Origin of the sequence: Vibrio sp. SCSIO 43140 (assembly GCF_023716585.1) — a bacterium.
In the GTDB taxonomy this organism is placed as follows: Bacteria; Pseudomonadota; Gammaproteobacteria; order Enterobacterales; family Vibrionaceae; genus Vibrio; species Vibrio maritimus_B.
Window position 1 is genome coordinate 454,794 of the sequence record NZ_CP071851.1, and the last position, 17,158, is coordinate 471,951.

The following is a 17,158-nucleotide window of genomic DNA, read 5'->3' on the forward strand; positions in this document are numbered from 1 at the left end:
GACTGCTTGTTCAAATCAAAAAGGCTCGCCGACTTATGTGTAGCGAGCCTTTTTGTTATCTAGCTTTCTGCTTCCGTAAGCTCCACTTCCGGCTGATGCTTGTCTGCAGCCGCGAGCATCTTACGAATAGCAATGGAAGAGACCAAGGCTACCAGAACCATCACGACAGCGAGCATTGTGAGCATTCCGAAGTAGTCACCATAGACGGTTTGTACAAACTCCTGGGTGATCTTTTGTCCTTTCTCTGCCGCGATCGATGTCGAGAACACGGCGCCAACAATACCTGATAGTGCAATCGCCACCGAGAACAGACTAACAGAGAAGTTCTCAATATGCTTAGGCGCAACAGACAGGATAAAGGCAACAACAAGAGAGCCCACAATCACTTCAGCAAATGCTTGGAAGAAGTGGATTACTAGGAATATTTCTGGACGAATAATTACGTCTTCACCGACGTTTTTAACTGCAAACGCAAGGATACCAAACGCAATTGCCGTCAGAATGAATGAGAAGCCGATCTTGGTCGCGGTGGTAAAGTGAATATTACGCTTTTCAAGACCTGAGAAGGTCGCTGCGATTACTGGACCAGCGACAATACACCATAGTGGGTTCATCGACATAGAGGCTTCTGGTGCAATAGGGATAAGACCGAATAGATCACCGCGCATTGTGTTGATGGTGACCATGGTCATAGAGGTCATCATCTGACCGTAGTAGACAAAGAAGGCTGTGGTTAGCACGGTCACGATGATAATGGTGCCCATTCGCAAGGCGTCTGCTCTCTCAGCTTTGAACATCAATGAAATAAAGTAACCGATAGCGGCCAGGCCGATGGCGTAAACGATGTTCTTACCAATATCCATGTTTGAGAACATGAAAAACACCATGCCAATCATTGCCACGGAAGTAATGCCAAATTTGATCCAGTTAGCGGTCGATACAGGCGCTTTATCGATGTCGGCCCCAACGCCTTGTAGCTGTTTCCTAAAGCTAAACAGCATAAATAGAGCGGCAAAGGCTAAAACACCCGACAGTGCAAAGCTTCCATAGAATCCGATTACAAGCACAAACATAGGGAACAGATATTGACCCAGCAATGCGCCGACATTGTTCACGGAGTAGTTTACTGGATAGCCATTCTCAAAGTCTTCTTGGCTTTTAAACGTGCGCTTGTAAAGGCTTGGGTAAGAAGGAGACATCAAGCCACGTCCGTAGCTGGCTAATGCGATACCGGCAAGACTCATTGGAATGTTTACGGTCGAAGCACCGAGTACAAGCAGTACATAGCCGCAGGTAAAGCCCAAATAAGCGATAGTGAGAGAGCGGTAAGCGCCTAAGAATTTATCTGCAATAAAGCCGCCAGCAATAGCAAACAGTGGCCCGATCGAGGAGAAGGCACCGACAACCATCATTGTATCGGCTTCGCTGTAATCTAGATTTTCTAGGAAGAAGCGAGTAAGAATGACCATAACGCCATAGAACGACAGACCAAACATCATCTGACAGAACATCATGGATTTGTTGAGTTTATTCCACATGATTTTATCCTTAATAATTTCTATTAAGTGGTTTATACATCCATTATTATTTTATCAGACAAGATTTGTTACATGTTTTATCGTTGTATGAGAATGTGGGCTACGAGCACGAGATTTTCTAATCGGAAAGGTGAGCAGAACTAATAATGAAGAAATACTGGGCGGTATGTTTTGTTTATGTTGGAAGAACTCGTGCTATGTGAATAATTCTTCTCTTTTTTGTTTGCTTATCTGACGTGCCCTCAGGTTGATATATGATTCCGGAGTATAAAAAACGCCTCGAATGAGACGTTTTTCTATGAAGCAATTGCCTATTGCTGGCTTTAGGTGCTAGCGACGATTTGAGGCTTGCGCTTTTTTACCATCAATCGATACATGACGGGGACAAAGTAGAACGACAGTAAGGTGGTTAATACCGTACCACCTGCGATCGCCACTGCAAATGGGGGCCAGAAACCACCACCTGCAATGATTAATGGCATAAATCCGCCCACGGTCGTAATGGTTGTTGAAGTAATGTGTCGAGTGCATGACATGACCGCGTCGACCGATGCATCAATATCACCCTCGGACGCGTCTTTATCTAATCTTAGCTCTGCCAAAATGACAATCGCGGCATTGATCGCTAGACCCATGATACCGAGCATGGCAATAATGACGGTGAAGCCAAATGGGTAGCCAAATAACCAGACTGAGAGCAGACCTAAACCGCCCGCTAAACCGGCAACCATAAAGATGATCGAGCTTAGCCTGAATGAGTTAAACGACATCACAACCACTAAGATCATCAAGACCACAACCACTGAGATGTTTGAGATCAGTAAGGCGACGGAGCGATCACGCTCTGCGGACTCACCACCAAAATCGATGCGATAGCCAGCGGGTAGGTCATAAGACTCGAGTCGACTCTGAAACTCATTAAGTACAGTTTGAGGAAGCACACCTGCCTGAATATAACCTTCAATTGTATTAACGCGTTCGCCATTTCGTCTCGTGATAGCGCCACGGCTGGTGGTTAACTCAAGGTCAGCGAGCGTCGACACACTGACGCCGGTCGTGTATACCTCTGAAGAGATAGGTAAACGCAGATTACCAAGGTGAGAGAGATTTTCACGCTCTTCATTTGCGACTCGTACCCTGATTGGAATCGACTCAGAGCCCTCAGTGACTGAGCCCGTTTCTCTGCCCACAAGAGTGGCTTGTAGCATGTTGGCGAATTGATTAAGTGAAATACCATTGAGTTTGGCGGTATCCTCGTCAACTTTTAGCCAAACCTTAGGTGTTCCAGGCTGCAGTGTTTCCCTTGTGTGAGTGACATGAGGAGTATTAGCGAGTATGAGGCGAACATCTTCACCAATGGATTTAAGTACATCCAGGTTTTCGCCATACACACGCAGCTCAATAGGTGCTCTAAACGGAGGTCCTTGCTCTAGCTTACGAACCAGAATTTGTGCCGCAGGCAACTCTCTATTGAGTCTTGTCTGCAGCTCAGGAATCAGTTCATTGGCGAGTTGGAAGTTATCCATTTTTACCATCGCCTGCGAGAAGTAAGGCGCGTTGTTTTGCGTTGCTTGCAGGTTATAGTAGAAGGATGGAAAGTTAGCGCCTACCAACCAATCGACACGTTCAACGCCATCATAAGAGCGGATAACGGCATCAACCTCCTCGGTTATGGCTTGCGTGGCATACAAACTTGCTTGAGGTGGCAAATACACCTGAACCTCAAACATGTCTCTATCCGATGGCGGGAAGAACTGTTCGGTAAGCTGAGAAATGCTCCAATAGCCTGTAATAGGAACCGTTAACACTAATAGCAATGATATCGCAGGGTGCTTAATCGCCAGTCGAACGGACTCGCTAAACCACTTAGTCATCGCCGGTATACGCAATCCAGTGTTATACCAATGGTCACCGGATGCGTGACTAGGCAATAACATAGTCGCAAATCCCGCTATTACCGTGTGAGATAAAATATAGGAACCCACGAGTGAGAATGACACCGTAATCGCAATGGCACCAACAAACTCACCTGTCGCGCCGGGCATCAGGAAGATTGGTGCAAAGGCGAGAATGGTGGTGAGCGTTGAGCCTAACAGCGGAACCCATAAATGCGAGATGGCATTCATTGTCGCCTCTAGCCTAGCCTGTCCCTTGAGTCGATAGCTTTGGATGGTATCGACCATAACCACGGCATTGTCGACCATAATACCCAACGCAACGATCAAGCCTGTCACTGACATCTGATTGATTGGGATCGCGGTCATTTTCATCAATGACAGCGTAAGCATACAGGTGAGAGGGAGAGCGATGGCGACAAGTATTGCGGCTCGAACACCAAGAGTGATAAAGAGCACGATGAGGATCAGCGTAAAGCCGATAAGCAGGCTTTCACCCAAGTCGACGAGGCGAGTCGTGGTGTAGCCTTGCTGGTCAAATAAGATGGTGACGTTTACGTTGCTTGGCAGGTCTCGTTCAAAACTCTCAATGGTGGCTTTGGCACGAACTGTCCATTGATCAACTCGAAGTGTTGGCTCCATTCTCGCAGCAACGATCACACCAGGCTCACCATCGATAATGGCAACTTCACTTTCTGGTGTTTTCTGGCTTCGAGTGACCGTTGCAATGTCCTCAACTCGAATGATATGACCGTTTTTAGCGACAACTAATGGCACCTGCTTGATACGCTCTATAGAGTCAAGTTCAGACTCTATCTCTAGTCCAAATCGAGAAAAATGACTGACGAGTTGTCCCGCAGAGTTTTTCGCATCTGCGCCACTTAAGCTATCACCTATTTGGATACTTGAAGAGCCAAATGCGGCAGTGTCTGCGGTCCTTAAGTTAACCTGAATCTCTTCTTCAGGCATCGCGTACTCATCAACGAACTCCGTTCCTGAGAGGGTTCGAAGTCTCTTAGCCAACTCTTTGGCGTAGCGCCCCAAAGTTAAAACATCGACGTCACCTGGGCCTGCCCACGTTAATGCAGTGATAACGGTGAAGGCATAGGTGTGGTCACTATCAAGATCGGGAGGGGCCGTTCCTGAAGGCAGGAAAGGCTCGACATCCGAGAGCTTGTCTCTGGCCTTCGACCACACAGGCTCTGGCTCTGTGATTTCATCCTTGAGCTCGATGGTGACAATAGAGACACCAGGTCTGGAGGTAGAGGTGAGCAGTTTAACTTCGCTCAGTTCACGTAGCTTGTTCTCAACGACTTCAGTAACGAGTGTTTCTACTCGTTCTGCACTGGCACCGGGAAAGCTGGTGGTAACATTGGCAAATCGGTTACTGATGATGGGGTCTTCGGCACGCGGCAAAGAGGAGAAAGCAGCAAAGCCACTCACAATGAGCAGTGCAGTGATGAGAATCAGAAGCCGAGTATTCGTTATGGCGTGAATAACCTTCATTGTGACAGTTTACTCCGCTACTTTAACTGGCTGACCGGGTACGACCCGGTGCAGACCGCTTGCAATGATCGCTTCTCCATCTGCGACAGCGCCTGAAATAAAGGCCTGCTCGCTGTTAGCATAAAGTACGTTAACGGTCCTGCGTTCTACCTGGCTTTTTTCACCGACCACATAGACGTTCCAGACTCCGCGTAAACCGTCAATGAGCGCCGTCAATGGCACCCAATAGCCGTGGTCTTGAATCGTCTCATCAAATGCTAGGTAAGCAAGCTGACCTTCAAGTACGTCAGCCCCTTCAGGTAACTGATAACGAAGCCCTACACTTCTTGACTGGGTATCGACTCTCGCTCCGGGATTCAGAAGTTTTACGTCATATTCTTGAGTATCTACACGAATAGTGGGAGAGGAGAGGTCAGAGACTCGTGATAACTGAGCAGCTGGGATCCCTATGAAAGCTTCCTTGCCTTCCGTGGCCAATAACACCAATGTTGGTGTTCCAACATTGACCACATCGCCAAGAGAGACATGACGCTGAGCAATCGTACCGTTATAAGGTGCGAGGATAGTTGATTTTTCGATTCTGAGCTTCGTCGCGCTGATGGCGGCTTTTAATCGAACTAGGTTGGCTTGCAATACGCCTTTTTCACTGGTCAATGCATCGATTTCAGCATCCGCGCTGAAGCCTTTCGCTTTTAGAGATTGCTGTCGTTTCAGGTTAGCATTGACTAGATTGAGCTGTGCTCGTACCTCATTATCTTGTGCATTAAGCTGCCCAAGCTCGGTATGTAAAAGGTCGGTATTAAGTTGGATCAGTGGTGTATCTTTGGTGACAGTGTCACCGACATCAACTTGGATCGTCTCAACTTTTCCTGAAAGCTCAAAGCCTAAATTTGCTTGCTGACCAGCTCTAACCGTACCTACATATTCTCGTCTTACTTGGTAAGAAGGGCTAAGAGCAACATTTGTTGTTGAAACGGTTAAAGCTTCAACTTCGGCGACGCTTGATTCTTCTTCTGTACCACAACCTGCTAATAGGGTTATGGCACTCAAAATTGATGCTTTTATTAATAAACTTTGAGAGCGCATCATTATTATCCTATACAACCAACTGCAATTTATAGGGTAATCAATCTAAAACGACACTGTCTAGCTCAGCCATGTTAATGAAAGGTTATTCATCGATTTGATGGTCGGGGTGTGACGTTGATCGTGAAATGAGGGGCGCAAACAACAGAGAGTCACGCCTGATTTTTCAGTTAGCGTATGACTGATGGTACCTAAAGAACGATTATTTGCTTGTTATCGTGTTGTGTTGCTTGCTGTTTTCAAAAACTTCAGAGATCGATGAGGTAAACCAGTTCATCATTTCGCTGTTGGTATGACGAGCATGGAAATAGGCGTTCGCTGGATATTGAGCTTCTGGTACATCCATATCGGGTCTCAGCATGATGAGATCTGGAAAGTCCTGGATTGGGAAACAGTTGCTAATACCCATGAACATATCTGAGTGGCGAATTACGTCTATTAACACTACTGGGAACTCAGAGGCAAAACCAACCTCTAGCTCGAAGCCTAGTCTGTTAAATACCTCAACAGTCGGACTGTTGAGTTTACTATAATCACTAACCAGCGAACGTGCTAAAGGGTATTTCACCAAGTTTTCAGGAATTATAGCTTGCCCCACTATTGGGTGGTCTCTTCTAACCATGATGCTTGCTTCAAGCATTGAAAGTTCTACTTCAGTTAAAAAAGGCGGGTTATCGATAATGGGTGCATTGATACCAATGAGAACCTTACCTTTCTCAATGTCATCCATCGTATGCTCATTCCACGAGATAATGTGAACCTTAAGCTTGGGGGCATGGGTTTTGAAATAGCGATATATCTCGCCTGACACCGAGAATACAAACTGAGGCGACAGCGCAATAGTAATCTCACCATCTAACTCTTCAGGCTTAAATTCACTACTTGCGTTAATAGTGCTTTCGATTTGATGAAGTAGGGGCAATAGATCTTGGCAAAGTGTCTCTGCAAATGGGGTAGGGGCCAAACCTGTTTTGACTTTAACAAACAGTTGGTCATCAAAGTTGTGTCGCAGCTTTTGTAGTGATTGGCTCACGGCAGGTTGAGAAACAAATAAGCGCTCTGCTGCTTTACGCATGTTGCGTTCTTCGAATAGCACCTTAAATACTCGTAATAAGTTTAAATCAAGGTTGGTGAATCGATTCTTTGCCAAGGTACTAACTCTCATAACTGCTTCTCCAGTAATGCTAGCATGCTAAGTGGAGTGAATGTCAAAGAGCCAACAAGAAATCGCTGGCTCTAACAATAGTTGGTAACAAAATGCGACGAATTAGAAGCGATAGCCAACGGTGAACGAGAGTGAGTCTGCATCGAAACCATCGTAGCTGCTCATGTCATAACGTAAGTCAGCATAAACACCCATTTTGCTTTGTGCTCTTACACCCATGCCCAAGAACAGGCTAGAGTCGCTTGCAGACAGACTTCCTGAACGGTCAGAAATTTTTTCATTGCCGTATGCGAGACCAATAGCACCGTATGGCTTTAGCCATAAATCACCAAGATCAAAGGTATAGCCAATATCGGTATCAATTTTGAACGTGTTAAAATCATAATCTACGCCATACGCACCTTTGCTGTTCATGGCATAAGAGGTGTTTACACCGAAGATGTTGTTGATGTCGTAACCGTATTCAAGTTTGAATCCTGTATCCATCTTCAAGTCGAAGCCGCTTTCACTCAGTGTCAGACCAGATAGACCCGCACCAACACGGTGCCCAGTGTAATTACTGTTAGCAATAGCGCCGAAAGAGAGAGAAGAAATAGCGACGGCTAGAATAACTTTTTTCATTTGATTTGCTCTTTTTTTGAGTTTTCTTTTTTCATGGAGAGTGACGGAGTCCATTCTTCTATGTCCAGCTCCTTGCGGGATGTGCGGCATTCTAAAGAGCGAGGCTTCTTGCGACTAATCACCTTTAATTAGCAAGCTCATAAGAATTACTTATCAAGCTAAGCCAAGCAGCGAAAGTTCCCTTCTCAGCGCAGATTCATATCGCAATTGCGAATAGGTTAGGTCGTCACTCTAAGTAATTTAATCTACTGATTTTTATAGAATAAATTGTTCTATTAGACATGCTTTTGGAAGGCTTGGGTAACTATTTAAAATTGATATACAAATGGGTTTGCTTGATAAAGGCCAGAACTCTAACTTAGGCCAGGTAATTGATATGTTGGAGCGGAATAATGACTGACAAAAAAGAGCCAATCAGTGATGTAGAAAAGCAGCGCCAGGAGTTGATGGCGAGACTAAAAGGGGCGCAGTCGCAAATGAAATCATCAAGTTCAGACAAAGCCAGTTCATCGGGTTTTCTTGATGTCATGATCAAAAGCACGGGCACTTTTGAAAAGCAGTAGTTTAGAAACGAAAACACCCAAGCATTGAGAATGCTTGGGTGTTGTTCTTTTTCTTACCAAGAGTAGGTTTGAATAATGTTGTCTTTCGCCATTGGGTTATTGCGAATAGCGTCATTGACATGACCGAGAAAGAACTCTTTAGACTGCGGGAACATGCCACGCATCTGGATCATGTTATTACCGTGGTCACCCCAGTAGACGGTCTCAAAGGTCATATTCTCAAGTAAGTATTTCTCTTCTTCGAGCAACTGAAGTTGGGTTGGCATTTTGAAAGTACCATCTTTCACTTCTTGCTCTAGCTCCGTACCAGGTTGAATAGCGAGTGCCATAGGTGCGATTTGCTCTGGCTGCAGCAAGTTAAGCAGGCGAGTGGTTTCTTCGATGTGCTCACGAGAGCGATCTCGTCCGCCCAGTCCAAAGATAAACGACAGCAGAACTTCGATACCCGCTTCTTTAGCCATAGCCATACCCTCTAATGCTTGCTCTGGCGTCATGTTCTTTTTGACGCGCTCAAGCACCACAGCGTCACCAGACTCTAGACCTACGTAAGCCATATCGAGCCCCGCCGCTTTGAGTGCTTTGAGGTCTTCAACAGACTTACGTCTGAAATCATTGAGAGCGCTATAAAGAGATAGTTTTTTGCACTCAGGGAAGGTTTCGCGAACCTTCTTGATGACTTTTAGTAAGTAATCAGTACGCGCTGCCATTACGTTACCATCGCATAGGAAAACGGATTCAACATGTGGATAGTAACGACGGGTCTCTTCGATATCAGCGAACACATCGTCAATATCACGAACCTTAAAGCGTTTATCGCGAAACATGTTACAGAAGGTGCAGTGGTTCATGCTGCAACCCAATGTGACTTGAATCAAGACACTGTTGGCTTCAATCCATGGACGATAGACTTTACCTTCAAAATTCATTCTATTTCTCTCCAGTCTTGCGACTTTCCAGTAGTAAAGGAACTCAGGTGTAGGTTCCTAATGGTGGGCAGTCTATCAGTAGGTTCTAATGTTGATAATTGAGAGAAATGAATAATCAGTTTTAAGATTTTGTTGATAATCGTGAATGGTGCATCATGACTAGCATTAATCTAGCGAGATATCAGGTGAGAATCTTTCACTTTTATTCTCAGCTCAGCTTGATAGTTTTGTTAGTACCTAAGGATAAGGTACTAACATATGGAATTTTGGATAAAAATCGAATACTTGGCGCTGCAAATCTGGGCAGTATTGGTGATCAAAGCCTTGTTGTTTAAGTAACGCTGGGACAATACAGTCAGTCTAAAAAGTAGGTTGCAGATACTTTGTTTCCAGTCGGATCACGTAGATATGCCATATATATTTTACGATCGCCTGTGTCGCGAATGCCCGGCGGATCCTCACACTCGATACCTCCGCTATTGAGCCCCGCCTCGTGCCATCTATCGACCATCCCTGGAGAGCTGGCAAGAAACCCGATAGTCATTCCATTTCCGTGCGAAGCAACATTACCATCAAGTGGTGTGGTGAGCCCTAAAACGCCGGTCTTACTGAAGTACATGCAGCGCCCTTTTGCATCGAGCACACCAGCTTTGTAGCCCAATGTCACCATAGTGGCATCGTAGAATACTTTGGATTTTGGGATGTCGTTGCTCCCAAGAAAAATATGGCTATACAAAATACACCTCCATAGCGCAAACCTGTTTAGACCGTACATTAAATCGAAGTACAACAAACTTCTGTAAAGTAAGATTGCGAGATATTTCTAACGGCTATAATCCGTTGATTTTGTCTCTCTGGGTTTATAATCAAAGCATGACTATCAAAATTGGATTGATAATATGCTCCTTGAAGATTTGCAAGTGATACTAAAAGTTGCCGAGTTTCGAAGTATTACTGCAGCAGCAACCAATCTCGACATGCGCACCGCCACAGCAAGTGCCGCCGTTAAACGCGTGGAGAGCTTTCTTGGTGTGGAGTTGTTTGTGCGTACCACACGTCACCTGCGCCTCTCAGCGGCGGGCGAACGTTACCTTCCGCAATGTGAGCAAGCTTTAGCGATGCTGGCGCAGGCGAAAATGAATATCAAAGATGACTTAGACGTGATCGATGGTGAAGTGAGGATTGCGCTTTCATCGGATCTTGGTCGAAACATGGTCATTAACTGGCTCGATGAGTTTATGGAAGAGTATCCAAATATTACTCTACGCAGCAATATATCTGACAGTAATGTTGATTTCTATCGAGACTCCGTAGACATGGCGCTTCGCTATGGCGAGCCGACCGATTCGTCTATGTATGGGTTTAAGATATGCAGCGTACCTAGAGTCATGTGTGCCAGCCCAGTATATCTCAAGCAAAACGGTACCCCTAAAACGCTCTCGGACCTTACAAAACACAATGGCCTTTTCTATCAACTGCACGATGTACTGCAGGATAATTGGGTGTTCAATGAAGGACAAGAAGACCATAAGTTGCGACTAAAAGGGAATCGAGCCTCTAACGACGGAGATATTGTGCGTCGTTGGTGCGTTGCGGGGCAGGGGCTGGCAATCAAGTCATGCCTAGATATGTCAGAGGATTTGTTGGCGGGAAATGTGGTTAATGTGTTGCCACAATACAAGCCTATGCCAACAGAGCTGTGGTTGATCTGCCCGAGCCGCCAGTCGATCACTCCGACGGTTAGGTTGCTTCGAGATCTCTTTAGAAGTAAAACGCGTGTAATTTTGGAGAATTTGGTTGTTCGAGGGTTTGTTGATAAGGCCAATTTAAATTAGAAAAGGGGCGATGTGCCCCTTTTCGAAAATAGTTAGGTGTTGTTAGCCAATGTGAGTCATTTCGCTAACGGTAAAGGTGTCAACAGCACCTTCTGTCGCTGCGAGATAATCGGCTAGGTGTTGATTACCCATGTGAGCTTGCCATAGCTCGCGTGATTCCCAGTTCTCATAAAACACAAAGTGAGCTGGGTTCTCGTTGTCTTGGTGAAGGTCGTAGTTAATGCAGCCTTCTTCTGCTCTGGTGATATCAATCAGCTTGAGTAATTCTTGCTTTACTAGTTCTGCTTTGTCTTGTTTAGCGATGATGTTTGCAACGATAGTTAGCTTAGCCATGGAGTTTTCCTCTCGATATTGCGCTTAATTGCGCCCTGTTCTGTGTCGATGTGTGTATCTTAGGACAAGTTTTTATCACCAAAAACAGCATACCAATTGAAATATTATCAAAAATTATTTGATAGTCATTAATGAGGTTGGATGCAGTTCGTGTATGCCTTTACTAACCATAGAGGTGAATGAGGTTTACCGCTTGGCTTGAATTTGGATTCTGTCTCAAAAATTATTTGAGAATGTGAATTGGGAGTGTTTTAGTCAATCTACGCCCACTCTGCGGCAAGTCGCTACCAACGGACAGAATTCACATTTGGGCTTGGTCAGACAAAACTGTTGGCCATGCTCAACCATGAGTCCATGATAATAAGCGTAGGTCTTAGTTTCTGGCTGTATCGCTTGTTGCATCTGATTGCGAAAAGTCTCATAGCTTTTTGGAACTTGATGACCAAAGCGAGAAAATATCCTGCGAGCATAGGCATCAATAACAAACGAAGGCTTGCCAATCGCATAGGTAAGTATGACGTCCGCAGTTTCGCCGCCGACACCGTTGATACTCAGTAACTCAGGTCTAAGCTGCTCCACAGAGCACTGTCGGACTTTTTCTATTTGATATTCATAGTTTGCAAACCACTGCGTCACCGCTTTGATTTTTTTCGCTTTTTGATTGTAGTAGCCGCTAGAACGAATTTTTTGAGCTAGCAAGGTAAGATCCATCTCTTCGATAGCCTGTGGGGACAAGTCTTCTTGTAAATTATCCAGTGCTTTTTGTGCGTTTCGCCAATTAGTGTTTTGTACCAGAATCGATCCCAGCATCACCTCATAATGGTCATCACTTGGCCACCAATCAAACCATCCATAATGGCTCTCCAGTGTTGAAAATAGCGCTACAATTAGGGTTTGTTCATCACTTGTTAGCGTTTGAGAGCTTCTCATAGACATTACCTAGATTAAGCGTTCGCGCAACTGGTTTGGTGATTGACCATTCCAAGTCGTATAGGCGCGAATAAAAGAGTTACTCTCTTGGAATCCAAGTAAAAACGAAATCTCACTTACGGGTAGGTCAGACTTGGTGAGGTAGTCTTGAGCAAGACTTTGACGCACTTCTTGCAATACATCTTGATAGCTTTGCGCCTCTGTTGACAGCTTACGTTGCAGCGTACGTTTGCTCATCGCCAGTTCGCGTGCGACGAAGTCGATGCTGCTCTGTCCTTGAGGCAAGGCGTCAAGCAAAACCGATTTCACTCTATCAGTGATTTGTTTTTCTCCAACCATCTCATTTAACTGCTTCTGAAGTTCATTCTCAAAGCAGTTAAGCATGACTTGATTGCTCGTGAGAAAAGGGGTGTTCGCATCTTTAGCCGAGAATCGAATCCGCGTCGAGTCACCTTTGGTAATTGAGCAGCCAAAATAGGACTCATAGGCAGCTATGTCGCTAGGTAGCGCAGGCAACTCCACCTGTAGCGGCTTTACGTGCTGACGAGTGGCAAGACGTGTTAGCTGGGTAAAGAAGATAAGCTCCGACAAGTTTAAGCAGAGCGGGAGCGGCTCTTCATATCCGTAACAGCTGATCTCTAAATCGGTAAAATCTGTGGTGCTCTTGATATCGAGTAGCATTGGGCCGATCAATGGCTTGTATTCCTGTAAGCGCTTGGCAGCAGCGTTGAGGTTTGGTGTACAGATAGCCGCGTATATTGGCACATCAAAGAACTCCAAGCTCATTACTTTTGCAAACTCTAGAGGCATCTCTTTACCGTGTGCTGCGAGATCGACGCCGCGCCACAACTGAAAGTATTGAGAAGGAGAGAGCTGGATTTTTTCTTGCGAGAACAATCCTTTGGGAAGTCCCGCGTAAGCGAGTACTTCCTCAATGTTAAGTCCAAGATCACTGAACAGCAGTTTCCAGTTTGGTGGGATAACAAATTTGTTAGCTCTTCTCATCTCAATGCTTCTACCTTCTCGAATAACAGAAGTTTACCTAATAGTTAAAGGTTACTTGGCGGTTTTTTCCATCGCTTGGCGAGAGATCTTAAGTACCATCTTACGAGGAAGGAATGGAACAATCCAATTCAACATGAACTTCAATCCAGACTCATTAAAAGCAACCAGTTCGCCTTTCTCCATCGCTTGATAGCCGCACTCAGCAACCGACTTTGGCGTTTTAGCCTTATCGAAGATCTCAACACCCTGAAGGTCAGCAGCAGCCACAAAGCCGGTCGCCACGGCACCCGGACACAGAGCCGTAACCGTGATGTTGTTATTCTTCACTTCTTCCGCGACGGCTTGACTGAACGACGTCACATAAGCCTTGGTTGCGTAATAGACCGCTTGTAGGGGACCCGGCATAAATGAGGCAGTAGATGACACGTTAAGAATTTTACCTCTGTTTCGCTCGACCATCCCGGTTAGGTAAAGATGCGTCAAGTTCGTCAATGTCACCATGTTGACCTGCATCATTGCTTGTTCATCCTCAAGAGAGCGTTCGTGGAAGTTACCATGCCCACCGAAGCCCGCGTTGTTGATGAGTGTATCGATTTGTAACCCTGCTGCCTCGGTTTGCTCGAAGAGTTGCTGCGCTGACTCAGGCTTTGAGAGATCCGAAGGAAGCACGGTTACGGTAACGTTGAACTCGTTTTCGAGTTCTTGCTTGAGCTCTTCAAGTTTAGCTTGTGAGCGCGCCACAAGAACCAAATCTCCACCTTTTTGAGCATGAATTTTCGCCAGTTCTAGTCCAATGCCACTTGATGCGCCGGTAATAAGTGCTGTATTTGCCATGATGATACTCTCCGAGTGAGGTTGTAGGTACGTGTTGTTATTTGATGAGGAGAGTATAGATAATCAAATAGCGCCAAGAGACATCCGATCGTGCCAAGATGAATTCCGATCGCGCCAACTTATCAGAAAACGAGCGCTTGGATGCGGTTGAATGGTTAAGTGATTAATATTACTTGATATTACTACTATGGATTTGCAATATGGTTGGAGAGGTCGCCTCTTGAGCTCATCGGATGGCGCCAATTAGTATGAAGTGTGGTGGCAATGGATATGATTGAAACACAGAGGTTGATACTTCGCCCTACGACAAGCAATGATCGGCAATTTTATGAGGTGATGTTCAAGGACCCTAATATCGTTCGATATCTCCCAGGAGGCAAGCCATATACCAGTGACTATATTTCCAATTATGTGTCCAACAGAGTGGCACACTGGAAAAAGGGCTTCGGTACTTTTTCGGTCGCATTAAAGGGAAATCCAGAGGTTGTTGGCTACGCCGGTGTTGAGCAGTTACCTGACTCTCCATTTCATGATATCCGATATGGTTTTTTGCCAAGGTTTCAAGGGCGAGGTTTTGCTAGTGAAGCCGCTCGCGCGTCGATCGAGTTTGTTTTCAGTAATCGTTTGGTTGAAGAGGTGTTTGGTGTGGCTGTCGTTGATAACCTTCCCTCTGTTCGTATCTTGCAGAATTTGGGTATGACACCGTCATCAGAGGTACTTTATGACAGTGTGGATTTAGTGACCTTTTCTATCGTGCAGCCATGTTGTGAGCAGGAGTGAGTTGGTTTGAAAATACTCTTAATGACAATAGGCTCTCGCGGTGATGTTGAGCCCTACATAGCGCTTGGCAAGGCGTTAAAGCAAAGAGGTCACTATATTGATCTTTGCGCAGCGCAGCGTTTTAAAGACTTAGTTGAGGCTCACGGGCTTTCTCATAAACCACTTTCCGATGATTTATTTCAGCTGGTGGAAGGAGGGACGTTTGAGAAGATGGGGAGTCTTGTGAGTGGCGTTAAAGCTGCCCTGCGTTTGATGAAGTTAGCGAAACCTATCAATCGCCAATTGATAGTCGATAGTATTCAAGCCGGTCTTGAATCAGAGCCAGAGCTTGTCATCTATCACCCCAAGTGCCTAGCTGCGGTCTCAATTGCTGAGAAGTTTGGCGTACCGGCTGTCGTTTTAGCGCTTCAACCTATGATAGTGAAGACGCGCTCGTTTCCACCGGCAGGTATACCTAACTTTGGGTCTATAATTAATCGCCTTAGCTACCACTTAATTAATCTTGGCTATCGTCAATATCTTTCAGACCTTAATGCCCAAAGAGAGGCGTTATTGGACCTACCGCCATTAGAAAAAGACAAAGGGATACTCAGCCACAGTGATGGTCGATCTGTCTCTGTCTTGCATGCGTTTAGCGAGCACCTTGTACCTCGTCCCCTTGATTGGCCCAATCACAGTGCGATAACAGGCTACTGCCAACTCACCGCTGATAATGAAACATACCAACCGCCTCAATCCCTGACTGATTTTTTGGCCGTTGACAAGCCGACTGTTTATATTGGTTTTGGAAGTATGTCTGGGAAGGATCCTGAACGGACGACCCAGATTATCATTGAAGCGGTGCAAAAAGCGGGTGTACGAGCGATAATCGCGACAGGTTGGGGAGGGCTAAAAGCTGGTAGTTTGCCAAGCAATATTCTCAATGTGGACTCGGTAGCCCATAGTTGGTTATTCCCACAAGTCACAGCTGTGGTACACCATGGTGGGGCGGGAACCACTGCTGCCGGTTTGATGGCAGGTAAACCTACGCTTATTTGCCCATTCTTTGCTGATCAACCTTTTTGGGGGGCTGTAGTGGCTCGTAAAGCGCTTGGCCCCACGCCAATCAAACAAAGTGCACTCACCGCCGATAAACTTGCCTGCGCACTCCGTCAATTAGTTGAAGATGAGCGCTTTAAAGAGAATGCACAACGACTATCGATTGCATTGCGCAGTGAAAATGGTGCAGACAATGCAATCGAATGGATGAAACAAAGCGGTATTCTCAAAGGCTAGAGAGCAAGCAGCGCTTTGATCTCTGGCATCGCTTGCTTCGCCGCTATGTAACCAGCTTTAATGGACACCGCTTTATCGTCAAACGCTTCACCTCCATTAGGTTCGTATGTTGGCGCGATGATGATGTCTGCACTGTTAAGTTCCTCTTCTGAGAGCCGACAGCTTTGCATCCTAAATGCAGCAAGTGTAATTTTGCTGGCGGAAATCTCTGGGTGAACCTGATTGTGGCAATAGATATCAACGGCGATCACCTTCTTCGCACCAAGCGCTCGTGCGGTGTAAACAGGTACCACGCTGAATAATCCGCCATCGACCAATATATCGCCATGATTTTCAACCGGGACAAATGCACCGGGAATCGTAGAGGACGTCTGTACCGCGTGCCCGGGGTTTCCTGAGCGGATCATTATGGTCTCTCTGGTTGTCATGTTGGTTGCGGTTACAGCAAGCGGGATAGGCATCTTCGAAATATCGTCATAGTTGACTTGGCTATTCACCCATTCCGCTAGTTTCTTACCATTGACTATACCTTTTGAGGAGAAAACAAAATCAGCGATATCGGACATACCAACCTCTTCGATTGCGTGTTCCATTTCCTCTACGGTCATCCCCGAGGCGTACAACGTGGCAGCAATAGAACCAGCAGATGTACCGCTGACAACATCTGGTTGAATGCCTTCCTCTTGCAGTGCCTTGAGCACTCCCAGGTGCATGAAGCCGCGTACACCACCGCCACCAAAGGCGAGACCAAGTTCGTATTCTTCCGTTAGGGGTGTTTCCGTCGCGTTGATGTCATCATAGACGTTAGGTGATGAGCAGGCCGCCAACACAGACGTGACTAAAACTGCGGATACTATTTTAAACAT

At 45.8% G+C, this 17,158-nt stretch carries 16 protein-coding genes; 4 read left to right on the plus strand and 12 right to left on the minus strand.

Annotated features, from left to right (window positions below; all coding sequences use genetic code 11):
- Positions 1-59: 59 nt before the first annotated feature.
- The 5 genes from J4N45_RS20575 to J4N45_RS20595 all read right to left on the minus strand — a co-directional run bounded on the left by J4N45_RS20575 (position 60) and on the right by J4N45_RS20595 (position 7,811).
- Positions 60-1,538: a peptide MFS transporter gene (locus tag J4N45_RS20575; RefSeq protein WP_252016568.1), complete on the minus strand. Its 1,479-nt coding sequence runs from the start codon at positions 1,536-1,538 to the stop codon at positions 60-62.
- Between the two features lie 323 nt (positions 1,539-1,861).
- Positions 1,862-4,939 carry an efflux RND transporter permease subunit gene (locus J4N45_RS20580; RefSeq protein WP_252016570.1) on the minus strand — a complete coding sequence of 1,026 codons (3,078 nt, stop codon included), beginning with the start codon at positions 4,937-4,939 and terminating at the stop codon, positions 1,862-1,864.
- 9 nt (positions 4,940-4,948) lie between these two features.
- Positions 4,949-6,025, minus strand: a complete 1,077-nt coding sequence (locus J4N45_RS20585; protein WP_503058025.1) for an efflux RND transporter periplasmic adaptor subunit — start codon at positions 6,023-6,025, stop codon at positions 4,949-4,951.
- 202 nt (positions 6,026-6,227) lie between these two features.
- Positions 6,228-7,190 (minus strand): LysR family transcriptional regulator, encoded by a 963-nt coding sequence (locus J4N45_RS20590; protein ID WP_252016575.1) that lies wholly within the window; start codon positions 7,188-7,190, stop codon positions 6,228-6,230.
- A 102-nt stretch (positions 7,191-7,292) separates the two neighbouring features.
- Complete coding sequence (locus tag J4N45_RS20595) at positions 7,293-7,811, minus strand: porin family protein (protein ID WP_252016578.1); 519 nt, start codon at positions 7,809-7,811, stop codon at positions 7,293-7,295.
- Between the two features lie 392 nt (positions 7,812-8,203).
- Here J4N45_RS20595 and J4N45_RS20600 point away from each other — a divergent pair, with 392 nt between their 5' ends.
- Positions 8,204-8,374 (plus strand): hypothetical protein, encoded by a 171-nt coding sequence (locus J4N45_RS20600; RefSeq protein WP_156110922.1) that lies wholly within the window; start codon positions 8,204-8,206, stop codon positions 8,372-8,374.
- Between the two features lie 53 nt (positions 8,375-8,427).
- Here J4N45_RS20600 and J4N45_RS20605 read toward each other — a convergent pair whose 3' ends face one another.
- Both J4N45_RS20605 and J4N45_RS20610 read right to left on the minus strand, forming a co-directional pair.
- Positions 8,428-9,300 carry a B12-binding domain-containing radical SAM protein gene (locus J4N45_RS20605; RefSeq protein ID WP_252016581.1) on the minus strand — a complete coding sequence of 291 codons (873 nt, stop codon included), beginning with the start codon at positions 9,298-9,300 and terminating at the stop codon, positions 8,428-8,430.
- Between the two features lie 355 nt (positions 9,301-9,655).
- Positions 9,656-10,036, minus strand: coding sequence for a VOC family protein (locus tag J4N45_RS20610; protein WP_252016584.1), 381 nt, complete (start codon positions 10,034-10,036; stop codon positions 9,656-9,658).
- A gap of 163 nt (positions 10,037-10,199) precedes the next feature.
- Between J4N45_RS20610 and J4N45_RS20615 the strand changes: the two genes are divergently transcribed.
- Positions 10,200-11,135 (plus strand): LysR family transcriptional regulator, encoded by a 936-nt coding sequence (locus J4N45_RS20615; protein ID WP_252016587.1) that lies wholly within the window; start codon positions 10,200-10,202, stop codon positions 11,133-11,135.
- A gap of 42 nt (positions 11,136-11,177) precedes the next feature.
- Here the strand turns inward: J4N45_RS20615 and J4N45_RS20620 are convergent, their stop codons facing one another.
- The 4 genes from J4N45_RS20620 to J4N45_RS20635 all read right to left on the minus strand — a co-directional run bounded on the left by J4N45_RS20620 (position 11,178) and on the right by J4N45_RS20635 (position 14,237).
- Entirely contained in the window at positions 11,178-11,468 is a 291-nt protein-coding gene (locus J4N45_RS20620) for a putative quinol monooxygenase (RefSeq protein ID WP_252016589.1), read from the minus strand.
- Positions 11,469-11,723: 255 nt separating this feature from the next.
- Positions 11,724-12,398, minus strand: a complete 675-nt coding sequence (locus J4N45_RS20625) for an endonuclease III domain-containing protein (RefSeq protein WP_252016591.1) — start codon at positions 12,396-12,398, stop codon at positions 11,724-11,726.
- Between the two features lie 9 nt (positions 12,399-12,407).
- Complete coding sequence (locus J4N45_RS20630; RefSeq protein WP_252016594.1) at positions 12,408-13,403, minus strand: AraC family transcriptional regulator; 996 nt, start codon at positions 13,401-13,403, stop codon at positions 12,408-12,410.
- Positions 13,404-13,454: 51 nt separating this feature from the next.
- On the minus strand, positions 13,455-14,237 hold the full coding sequence (locus tag J4N45_RS20635; RefSeq protein WP_252016596.1) for an SDR family NAD(P)-dependent oxidoreductase: 783 nt from the start codon (positions 14,235-14,237) through the stop codon (positions 13,455-13,457).
- A 264-nt stretch (positions 14,238-14,501) separates the two neighbouring features.
- On the opposite strand from J4N45_RS20635, the gene J4N45_RS20640 reads away from it, so the two are divergent.
- Together J4N45_RS20640 and J4N45_RS20645 are read left to right on the plus strand one after the other, a co-directional pair.
- Positions 14,502-15,017 (plus strand): GNAT family N-acetyltransferase, encoded by a 516-nt coding sequence (locus tag J4N45_RS20640; protein ID WP_252016599.1) that lies wholly within the window; start codon positions 14,502-14,504, stop codon positions 15,015-15,017.
- 6 nt (positions 15,018-15,023) lie between these two features.
- Entirely contained in the window at positions 15,024-16,292 is a 1,269-nt protein-coding gene (locus tag J4N45_RS20645; protein WP_252016602.1) for a glycosyltransferase, read from the plus strand.
- Here the strand turns inward: J4N45_RS20645 and J4N45_RS20650 are convergent.
- The gene (locus J4N45_RS20650; RefSeq protein WP_252016605.1) at positions 16,289-17,158 is read right to left on the minus strand and encodes a patatin-like phospholipase family protein; all 870 of its coding nucleotides are present in this window, start codon (positions 17,156-17,158) and stop codon (positions 16,289-16,291) included. The two genes, J4N45_RS20645 and J4N45_RS20650, sit on opposite strands and share 4 nt — an antisense overlap.